Origin of the sequence: Rhizobacter sp. (assembly GCF_031412495.1) — a bacterium.
Taxonomy (GTDB): domain Bacteria; phylum Pseudomonadota; class Gammaproteobacteria; order Burkholderiales; family Burkholderiaceae_C; genus Schlegelella_A.
This window is the reverse complement of record NZ_JANODC010000281.1, coordinates 1-8,982: the sequence shown is the minus strand read 5'-3', so window position 1 is coordinate 8,982 and position 8,982 is coordinate 1. Positions and strand designations below refer to the sequence as shown.

At 71.9% G+C, this 8,982-nt stretch carries 9 protein-coding genes; 1 reads left to right on the top strand and 8 read right to left on the bottom strand.

The features are described 5' to 3' along the window. The 5 genes from rsfS to AC30N0_RS10600 form a co-directional block, all read right to left on the bottom strand. A partial coding sequence (gene rsfS / locus AC30N0_RS10620; protein ID WP_489517885.1) for a ribosome silencing factor occupies positions 1–468 on the bottom strand: 468 nt, incomplete at its 3' end. Further along, complete coding sequence (gene nadD, locus AC30N0_RS10615) at positions 469–1,077, bottom strand: nicotinate-nucleotide adenylyltransferase (protein WP_489517884.1); 609 nt, start codon at positions 1,075–1,077, stop codon at positions 469–471. Then, positions 1,074–1,961, bottom strand: a complete 888-nt coding sequence (gene hemF / locus AC30N0_RS10610; protein ID WP_489517886.1) for an oxygen-dependent coproporphyrinogen oxidase — start codon at positions 1,959–1,961, stop codon at positions 1,074–1,076. Before hemF ends, nadD begins: the two co-directional genes overlap by 4 nt. 170 nt (positions 1,962–2,131) lie before the next feature. Continuing rightward, positions 2,132–3,406, bottom strand: coding sequence for a phosphoribosylamine--glycine ligase (purD, locus tag AC30N0_RS10605; RefSeq protein WP_489517883.1), 1,275 nt, complete (start codon positions 3,404–3,406; stop codon positions 2,132–2,134). 13 nt (positions 3,407–3,419) lie between these two features. Beyond that, positions 3,420–4,145, bottom strand: coding sequence for a YebC/PmpR family DNA-binding transcriptional regulator (locus tag AC30N0_RS10600; RefSeq protein WP_489517882.1), 726 nt, complete (start codon positions 4,143–4,145; stop codon positions 3,420–3,422). 94 nt (positions 4,146–4,239) lie between these two features. On the opposite strand from AC30N0_RS10600, the gene AC30N0_RS10595 reads away from it, so the two are divergent. Further along, positions 4,240–5,838 carry a helicase HerA-like domain-containing protein gene (locus tag AC30N0_RS10595; protein WP_489517881.1) on the top strand — a complete coding sequence of 533 codons (1,599 nt, stop codon included), beginning with the start codon at positions 4,240–4,242 and terminating at the stop codon, positions 5,836–5,838. Between the two features lie 24 nt (positions 5,839–5,862). On the opposite strand, the gene AC30N0_RS10590 is transcribed toward AC30N0_RS10595, so the two are convergent. The 3 genes from AC30N0_RS10590 to AC30N0_RS10580 form a co-directional block, all read right to left on the bottom strand. After that, positions 5,863–6,669 carry a molybdopterin-binding protein gene (locus tag AC30N0_RS10590; protein ID WP_489517880.1) on the bottom strand — a complete coding sequence of 269 codons (807 nt, stop codon included), beginning with the start codon at positions 6,667–6,669 and terminating at the stop codon, positions 5,863–5,865. Further along, complete coding sequence (locus AC30N0_RS10585; protein WP_489517879.1) at positions 6,666–7,526, bottom strand: cytochrome b/b6 domain-containing protein; 861 nt, start codon at positions 7,524–7,526, stop codon at positions 6,666–6,668. Before AC30N0_RS10585 ends, AC30N0_RS10590 begins: the two co-directional genes overlap by 4 nt. Positions 7,527–7,594: 68 nt before the next feature. Beyond that, on the bottom strand, positions 7,595–8,982 hold a 1,388-nt coding region (locus tag AC30N0_RS10580), incomplete at its 5' end, for a M14 family metallopeptidase (RefSeq protein ID WP_489517878.1).

Genomic DNA, 8,982 nt, shown 5'->3' with positions numbered 1-8,982 from the left:
GCCCGGCCGGGCAGCGCGCTGTACCGGTGCCGCCTCGGCGGCCTCGGCCCGAGACGCACCGCGGCGCTCGACGGCGCGAAGCGGCGGCACCGGCGCCGCCTTCACGAGCCGTGGCGACGGCGGGCCGCCGATCTTCATGCGCACGGGTTTTTCGCCCCAGAGCTCCTCGAGGTGGTAGTACTCGCGAATCGCCGGCTGCATGACGTGGACCACGGCGGCGCCGCAGTCGACGATGATCCACTCGCCGTTGTCCTCGCCTTCGGTGCGCGGTGCCGGGGCCCCCGCGGCCCGCACCGCATCGCGGACACTCGCTGCCAGCGACTTCGTCTGCCGGTTGCTCGTTCCCGAGGCGACGATCACGCGCTCGAAGAGCGGCGACAGATGCTCGGTGTTGAAGACAACGATGTTCTGGGCCTTGACGTCCTCCAGACCATCGACGATGACGCGCTGCAGCTTTCGAATGTCCATTCAGCTCCTGGGATGTGGGTCCGGCTCGACGCTGGCATAGAGCCGGTGCCGCGCAATATAGCTTCTGACCGGGTCGGGAACGAGATCGGCAATCGACTCGCCCGCAGCGATGCGGCGGCGCACGTCGGTGGCCGACACGTCCATCGAGGGCAGGTCGACGATCTGCGGCGCGAAGCCGGCGACCTCGGCGTCGACCGCGGCAGCCACCCCCGGACGCCCGGCGACGGCCAGGGTGACCAACCCGAGCAGCTCGCGCCAGCCGCGCCAGGTGTGCAGGGTGGCGTACTGGTCCCGACCGAGAATCAGGAACCACTCGGTGCCGGGATGCGCCGCGCGCAGCTCGCGCACCGTCTCGAGCGTGTACGTCACGCCCGGGCGGCGCAGTTCGACGGCGTCGAGCACGAAGCGTGGCTCGGCCTCGATGGCGAGGCGGACCATCGCCTCGCGGTGTCGCGCATCGGCGAGCCGGCGCGCCTTCTGCCACGGCTGGCCGGCGGGGATCCAGCGCAGCTCGTCGAGGGAAAGCTGGTCGAGCGCGGCCCGGGCCAGGGCCACGTGGGCGTTGTGCACCGGATCGAAGCTGCCGCCGAACAGGCCGACCCGCCTCACGAGCCTCCCGTCGACCCGCTGCCCGTCCAGTCGGCCCAGTCGCGCGGGCGCAGGAAGTCGCTGTACAGACGCGCTTCGGCCGATCCGGGCTCGGGCTTCCAGTCGTAGCGCCAGGTCACGACCGGCGGCATCGACATCAGGATGCTTTCGGTGCGGCCGCCCGACTGCAGGCCGAACAGCGTGCCGCGGTCGAAGACCAGGTTGAACTCGACGTAGCGGCCACGCCGATAAGCCTGGAAGTCGCGCTCGCGCTCGCCGAAGGCGATGTCGCGGCGGCGCCGGACGATCGGCAGGTAGGCCGGCAGGAAGGCGTCGCCGACGGCCTGCATCAGCGCGAAGCCGCGTTCGAAGCCGCCTTCGGCATGGTCGTCGAAGAAGGTGCCGCCGATGCCGCGCGGCTCGTCGCGGTGGCGCAGGAAGAAGTACTCGTCGCACCAGCGCTTGAAACGCGGGTAGGTGTCGGCGCCGAAGGGGGCGAGCGCGTCGCGGTTGACGCGGTGGAAATGCGCCGCGTCTTCCTCGAAGCCGTAGTACGGCGTCAGGTCCATGCCGCCGCCGAACCACACCACCGGCTCGGCGCCGTCGCGCGGCCGGGCCGACAGCATCCGCACGTTCATGTGCACGGTCGGCACGAAGGGGTTGCGCGGGTGGAAGACGAGCGACACGCCCATCGCCTCGAAGGGCGCGTCGACGAGCTCGGCGGCGCGGTGCTGCGTCGCCGACGCCGGCAGCGCCGTGCCCTTCACGTGCGAGAAGCTGCAGCCGGCGCGCTCGAGGAGCGCGGCGCCTTCGACGAGGCGCGAGTTGCCGTCGCCCTGAAGCCTGCCCCCGGGCGGACGGGTCCAGGCGTCGCCGGCGAAGGGCGCGCCGCCCTCTTCCTCCATCGCCGTGACGATGAGCCCCTGCAGGCCGACGAGGTACTGCCGGACGCGGGCGAGATCGGTGCTGCCGTTCAGGGTGGGCTCCGCGATGTCAGTGGCGCCCGGCCGCCCGAAGCCACTGACGCGCCCCCTCGGAGGGCAGCGAACGGAGTGAGGCGCCAACGGGTTTCATCCTAGCGCCTGATCGCGCGCTGGCCGATGTCACGCCGGTACTGCGCGCCGGCGAAGGCGATGGCGCCGGCGGCCTCGTAGGCGCGCTGCTGGGCCAGCCGGGTCGAGTCGCCGAGGGCGGTGACGCAGAGGACGCGGCCGCCCGCCGTGACGACCTCGCCGCCGCGCAGCGCCGTGCCGGCATGGAACACCTTGACGTCTTCGCCCGGCGCCGGCAGCCCGCTGATGGGGTCGCCGGAGCGCGGCGCTGTGGGGTAGCCCGCCGACGCCATCACCACGCCGAGGGCGACGCGGCGATCCCAGCGCAGCTCGACGGCGTCGAGCGAGCGGCCGCCGTCGCCGCTGGCCCGCAGGAGCAGGTCGAGGAGGTCGGACTTCAGGCGCATGAGCAGCGGCTGCGCCTCCGGGTCGCCGAGGCGGCAGTTGAACTCGACCGTCTTCGGCGCGCCGCCGGCGTCGATCATCAGCCCGGCATAGAGGAAGCCGGTGAAGGGCCGGCCCTCGGCGGCCATGCCCTCGAGCGTCGGCATGACGATCTCCTGCATGACGCGGGCGTGGACGTTCGGCGTCACTACCGGGGCCGGCGAGTACGCGCCCATGCCGCCGGTGTTGGGGCCGAGGTCGTCTTCGAGGAGGCGCTTGTGGTCCTGGCTGGTGGCCAGCGACAGCGCGCTCGTGCCGTCGCAGACGACGATGAAGCTCGCCTCCTCGCCCTCGAGGAAGGCCTCGATCACGACGCGGCTGCCGGCGGCGGACCCGGGCGCGCCGAGCATCGCGTCGACCGCGGCATGCGCCTCGTCGTGCGTCGCCGCGACCACCACGCCCTTGCCGGCGGCGAGCCCGTCGGCCTTGACAACGACCGGCAGGTCGTGCGCGGCGACGTGCGCGTGCGCTGCTGCCGCGTCCTCGAACACCGCGTAGGCCGCGGTCGGGATGCCGTGCCGCTGCATGAAGGCCTTGGCGAAGGACTTCGAGCTTTCGAGCTCGGCGGCCGCCTTCGTCGGGCCGAAGATGCGCAAGCCGCGGGCACGGAAGATGTCGACGGCCCCTGCCGCGAGCGCGGCCTCGGGCCCGACGACGGTGAGCGCGACGCTCTGCTCCTGCGCGAAGCCGGCCAGCGCGTCCAGGTCGGCGATGGCCACGTTCTCGACGCGCAGCTCGCTCGCGGTGCCGGCGTTGCCCGGGGCGACAAACACCTTCTGCACGCGCGGCGACTGCGCCAGCTTCCAGGCCAGGGCATGTTCCCGGCCGCCGCCGCCGATGACGAGCACCTTCATCGCGGCACCGGCCTCACGCGGCGATCTCGGCGTTGTGGTGCAAAGCCTGCGTGTCGTCGAGGTCCTCGATGACGTCGATCAGCTTCTGCATGCGCTGCGCGTCGTCGCCGGCCAGGGGCACGGTGTTCTCGGGCCGCATCGTCACCTCGGCGAGCTCGGCCCGCAGGCCAGCCTTCTCGAGCCCGGCCTTGACCGCCTCCAGGTCGCTCGGCGCGCACAGCACCTCGATCGCGCCGTCGTCGTCGACGATCACGTCGTCGGCACCGGCGTCGAGCGCCGCCGCCATCACCGCGTCCTCGCTCGTGCCCGGCGCGAAGACGAGCTGGCCGCAGTGGCGGAACTGGAAGGCGACCGATCCTTCGGTGCCGAGGTTGCCGCCGTACTTGCTGAAGGCGTGCCGCACCTCGGCGACGGTGCGGACGCGGTTGTCGGTCATGCAGTCGACGATCACCGCCGCGCCGCCGATGCCGTAGCCCTCGTAGCGAACTTCCTCGTACTGCACGCCCTCGAGGTTGCCGGTCGCCTTGTCGACGTTCTTCCTGATCGTGTCGGCCGGCATGTTGGCCGCCTTGGCCCTCTCGACCGCCAGGCGCAGGCGCGGGTTCATGCCTAGGTCGCCGCCGCCCTGCCTCGCCGCGACGACGATCTCGCGGATCAGCCGCGTCCAGACCTTGCCGCGCTTCTCGTCCTGGCGGCCCTTGCGGTGCTGGATGTTGGCCCACTTGGAATGACCGGCCATGAGTTGGATGCAGCCTCGCCGCGCTGTCGTTGCGTGAAACGATGATTTTAGGCGGCGCCTTAAACTGCAACGGCAACCCACCACGCGGACGGCCATGACCGAACCCATCCTCCTTGCCCGGAACGGCAGCACCGAGTGCCACCTGCTGCCGCAGATGGCGAACCGGCACGGCCTCGTCACGGGAGCGACGGGCACCGGCAAGACGGTCAGCCTGCAGACGCTCGCCGAGGCCTTCAGCCGCCGCGGCGTGCCGGTGTTCATGGCCGACGTCAAGGGCGACCTCACGGGCATCGCCCGGCCGGGCAGCGTCAGCCCGAAGCTCGCCGCGCTGCTGAAGGAGCGCGGCATCGAGCCGGCGCCGCCCGCCGCGTGCCCGGCGACGCTGTGGGACGTCTTCGCCGACGGCAAGTCGGCGCAGGGCCACCCGGTGCGCGCGACGGTGAGCGACATGGGCCCGCTCCTGCTCGGCCGCATGCTCGACCTCAACGACACGCAGCAGGGCGTGCTGCAGCTCGTCTTCAAGATCGCCGACGACGACGGCCTGCTGCTGCTCGATTTGAAGGACCTGCGCGCGATGCTGCAGCACGTGGGCGACAACGCGGCGCAGTACCGCACCGAGTACGGCAACGTCAGCGCGGCCAGTATCGGCATCATCCAGCGCGGCCTGATGCAGGTCGGCGAACAGGGCGGCGACCGTTTCTTCGGCGAGCCGATGCTCAACATCGAGGACTTCCTGCAGACGGCGCCCGCGCCGGCCGGCCAGGCCGGCGCTTCATCCGCGGGCGGCGGCAAGCAGCAGGGTGTCATCAACATCCTCGCCGCCGACCAGCTCCTGGCCCGGCCACGGCTCTACGCGACCTTCCTGCTCTGGATGCTGTCCGAGCTCTACGAGACCCTGCCCGAGGTCGGCGACCTCGACCAGCCCAAGCTCGTCTTCTTTTTCGACGAGGCGCACCTGCTGTTCGAGGACGCGCCCAAGGTGCTGATCGAGCGCATCGAGCTCGTCGTGCGCCTGATCCGCAGCAAGGGCGTCGGCGTCTGGTTCGTGACGCAGAACCCGCTCGACGTGCCCGACAGCGTCCTCGGCCAGCTCGGCAACCGCGTCCAGCATGCGCTGCGCGCCTTCACGCCGCGCGACCAGAAGGCGGTCAAGGCGACGGCGACGACGATGCGCACGAACCCGAAGCTCGACATCGAGACGGCGATCACCGAGCTCGCCGTCGGCGAGGCGCTGGTCAGCCTGCTCGACGAGAAGGGCCGACCCTCGGTGACCGAGCGGGTGTTCGTGATTCCGCCGGCAAGCCGGATCGGCCCGATCACCGCAGAGGAGCGGAAGGCGCTGATCGCCGGCTCGATCGTGGCCGGCGTCTACGAGAAGACGATCGACCGCGAGTCAGCCTACGAGAAGCTGAAGGGGCGCGCCGAAGCGGGAGCCGGCACTGCCGGTCCGGCCACCGGCGCCGCGCGCGACACGGGCGGCACGGCAGGACCCGGCACCCAGGCCGACGGTGGCATGCTCGGCGGCCTGAAGGACGTGCTCTTCGGCTCGACCGGCCCGCGCGGCGGCCGGCGCGAGGGGCTCGCCGAGTCGGCGGCGCGATCGGCGGTGCGCTCGATCGGCTCGAGCGTCGGCCGCGAGATCATCCGCGGCGTCCTCGGCAGCCTGCTGGGCGGGGCCCGGGGCCGGCGCTGAGGCGTAGGCTTCCGCGGCGCGCCGTCAGATGCCGGCGTACCACTCGTAGCCTTCGTCCTCCCAGTAGCCGCCCTTGCCGCCGCGGATGCCGGCGAAGCTCTCGACCAGCTCGATGCCGCGCACGTACTTGGCGTGCTTGTAGCCGAGCTGCCGCTCGACCCGGCAGCGCAGCGGCGCGCCGTTGCTCACCGGCAGCGGCTGGTCGTTGAGCTCGTAGGCCAGGATCGTCTGCGCGTGGTACGCGTCGTCGAAGTCGATGCTCTCGTAATAGCGCGAATCGCGGCCGTCGAGCGAAGGGCCGCTCATCGAATCGAAGCAGCGGAACAGCACGTACCGGGCCTGCGGCAGCGGCTCGGCGCGCTGCAGCAAGGCGCCGAGCTGCACGCCCTTCCATTTGCCGATGCAGCTCCAGCCCTCGACGCAGTCGTGGCGCGTGATCTGCGTGCGAGCGGGCATTTCGCGCAGCTCCGCCAGACTGAACTCCGCAGGCCGGCGGACCAGGCCGCCGATCGTCAGCCGGTAGTCCGCGAAGCCGGCATCGCGGAGCGCGACGTAGTCGGCATCGGCCGGGTCGAGCGTGCCGTTGCTGCGAAAGGTCTGGGCGACCTGCTCCGGGCCAAACTCCTGCGCCATCGCCGTCCGCGGCGCGAGCACCTTGTGCGTCGCCTCGCTGAGGTGCTGCGCACTCTTCAGCACCTCGACGAAGTCGGCGTTCTGCGACAGCCGGTCGCAGCCGGTCAACACCGCCGCGCCGGCGGCGGCGACGGCGCCGCGCAACAGGCTGCGCCGCTCGCGCTGCTGCGCCCGCATGAGGGTGAAGGTCTCGCTCATCGCCGGGCCTCCTTAGCGGCCCGGTCGGCAGGCAGCACGTACCAGCCGGTCCACATCGAGCGGATCTCGTTCCAGACGCCGGCGACGATGACCTCGAAAAGATGGATCAGCGTGAAGGCGAGCAGGCCGAAGGCGGCGAGGAAGTGCAAGGTCCGCGCCGACTGGCGCCCGCCGAGCAGCTCGACCCAGCCCGGGAACACGGCGTTCAGCCGCGGCGACATCGCCAGGCCGCAGACGACGACGAGCGGCAGCAGCACGAAGATCACGACCAGGTAGGCGAGGCTCTGCAGCACGTTGTACCGGCGTGCTTCGTCGCCGGTCGGGTGGCGCAACAGCAGGTGGTTCCTGATCGAGGTGCCGATGCGGCGGAGCTCCGCCTTCGTCGGCACGAGGTCGCGCGACAGATGCCGGCTGAAGATCGAGTACAGCACGTAGGCGATGCCGTTGACCACGAAGAGCCAGGCGAAGAACAGGTGCCAGTGGCGGCCCATCGCCAGCCACTGCGGGCCGGGAATCGTCGCCCACGACGGGAAGGCGCGCGATGCCGGCCGGCCGTCCACCTCCGACAGGCCGAGCACGCCCGTGGTCACGAACTCATGGCCGGCGATGCGGGTCACGCCGATCGGCCCGCTCGGTGTGTCTTGCGCGCCGATCGACAGCCAGGGGTCGGCGAAGGTCGACTCCTGGCCCCAGTAGAGGGCCGGGTGGGCGTTGAAGATGTTGAGCCCGCTCATGAGCAGGATCGTCAGGCAGACGACGTTGATCCAGTGCATCAGGCGGACCGGAAGGCGGTGCCGGTAGATGCGGCGGGCCTGTGCGGGGGTCGTGCCGGCTGCGTCGGTCGTTTCGGTCTGCATGCGTGGCCTCCCGGGTGGCGCCCTGGCAAAGGGCCGAACGTCCAGGCCCTGAGTCGGCGCCGAGGCGGCTACCTTACAGGCATGCTCGTCAACCGCATCGTCGGCCGCTGCAGGATGCGGGCGACGGCGGCAACGCTGTCGATGACGCGGTTCGCGGCGAAGCTCGCCGGCGACTCCGGCTCGAGCACGGCGATGGCCAGGTCGGCGAGCGGCTGCTCGAGGGAGACGTAGTAGCCGCCGGCCGGGAACTCGAGCAGGGCCGGCACCGTCTGCAGCTGGATGCGGACCGGCCCGCCGGCGTGCACCGCGTCGCCGCTCGTGCCGTCGCCGCCCACCGGCTGGCGCGCCGTCTCGCGGTAGGCCTCGCCGCGCACCTCGCCCGCTTCGTCGAGCTGGCTGACCTCGATGCCGAGCAGCTGCAGGCGGCGCAGCGCCCCGGCCTGCCCGGCCGCGATCCAGTAGCCGCAGGGCCGCGGCCGGCTCTTCACGGGGCGCAGCGCCAGCGCCGAATCCCAGTTGACGTTGATGCGGCGGATGGCCCCGGTGTCGCGGTCGAGCACGGACAGGGTGTATTCGCTCGGCGTGGGCGCCGCCTCGAGGACGGCTTCGCCCTGGCAGGCGAGCGCGGCCGACTCGCGGTCGACGAAGTGGCGCAGCTTGGCCAGGTCGCCGGCCCGCGTCGCGGCATTGCCGAGGACGCTGTGCACCGACACGACGTGGGCCTGGACGCGCCGCTTCAGGTCGGTCCGGCCCATGCCGCCGCCGCGTGTCTCGACGACCAGGCTGACGCTGTGGCGCAGACCCGCGGCGTTGCGGCCGATCTGTGCACCGACGCCGCCCATCGACAGCTTGCGATCGGCCGGGTCGGCGCTCGTCGTCGCGTACCAGTCGGCGCTCAGGCCGGCCGTGCGCAGGTGGGCGACCAGCGGCTGACGGAACCACTCCTCGGCCGCTTTGCCGATGAAAGCCGGCAGGTTGGCGACGCTCGCCGCCTGCAGGAGGACGTCAAAGCGCTGCAGGGCGCCGAACTTCTCGACGAAGGCGCCGCCCACCGGGTACTCGTGCAGGTCGAGCACGACCAGGGGCGCCAACTCGACCATCAGGCGTGCCTGGGCCCGCGCCTCGGGCGTGTGCAGGAGCAGGTGGTCGCGGTTGATGTCGCTGCCGTCGGCAGCGCCGCGCTGGAAGCGCTGCGCGCCGTCCGGGTTGGCGCGCGGCAGCAGGACGACGTCGACGCGCTCGAGGACGCGCGCGAACCGGCCCGAGGCCAGGTCCTGGGCGACGACGAGCAGCGCTTCGGTGCCGGCCGGCTCGTCGCCGTGCTGGCCGGCGACGATGACGACCGCGGGCCGACGGCTCGACCCCGCCGGTGCAGGCGCTGCTCCCGCCGGCGTCGCGGGCGGAGAGGCTGCGGATGCCGGCGCCGGCTCGGTCGCCGCCCGACGGAAGACCAGGG

Coding starts and splice junctions, on each gene's coding strand:
- purD (WP_489517883.1), bottom strand. CDS start 3,406: ATGAAGGTGCTCGTCATCGGCGGCGGCGGCCGGGAACATGCCCTGGCC.
- hemF (WP_489517886.1), bottom strand. CDS start 1,961: ATGGAGGAAGAGGGCGGCGCGCCCTTCGCCGGCGACGCCTGGACCCGT.
- AC30N0_RS10595 (WP_489517881.1), top strand. CDS start 4,240: ATGACCGAACCCATCCTCCTTGCCCGGAACGGCAGCACCGAGTGCCAC.
- AC30N0_RS10585 (WP_489517879.1), bottom strand. CDS start 7,526: ATGCAGACCGAAACGACCGACGCAGCCGGCACGACCCCCGCACAGGCC.
- AC30N0_RS10600 (WP_489517882.1), bottom strand. CDS start 4,145: ATGGCCGGTCATTCCAAGTGGGCCAACATCCAGCACCGCAAGGGCCGC.
- AC30N0_RS10590 (WP_489517880.1), bottom strand. CDS start 6,669: ATGAGCGAGACCTTCACCCTCATGCGGGCGCAGCAGCGCGAGCGGCGC.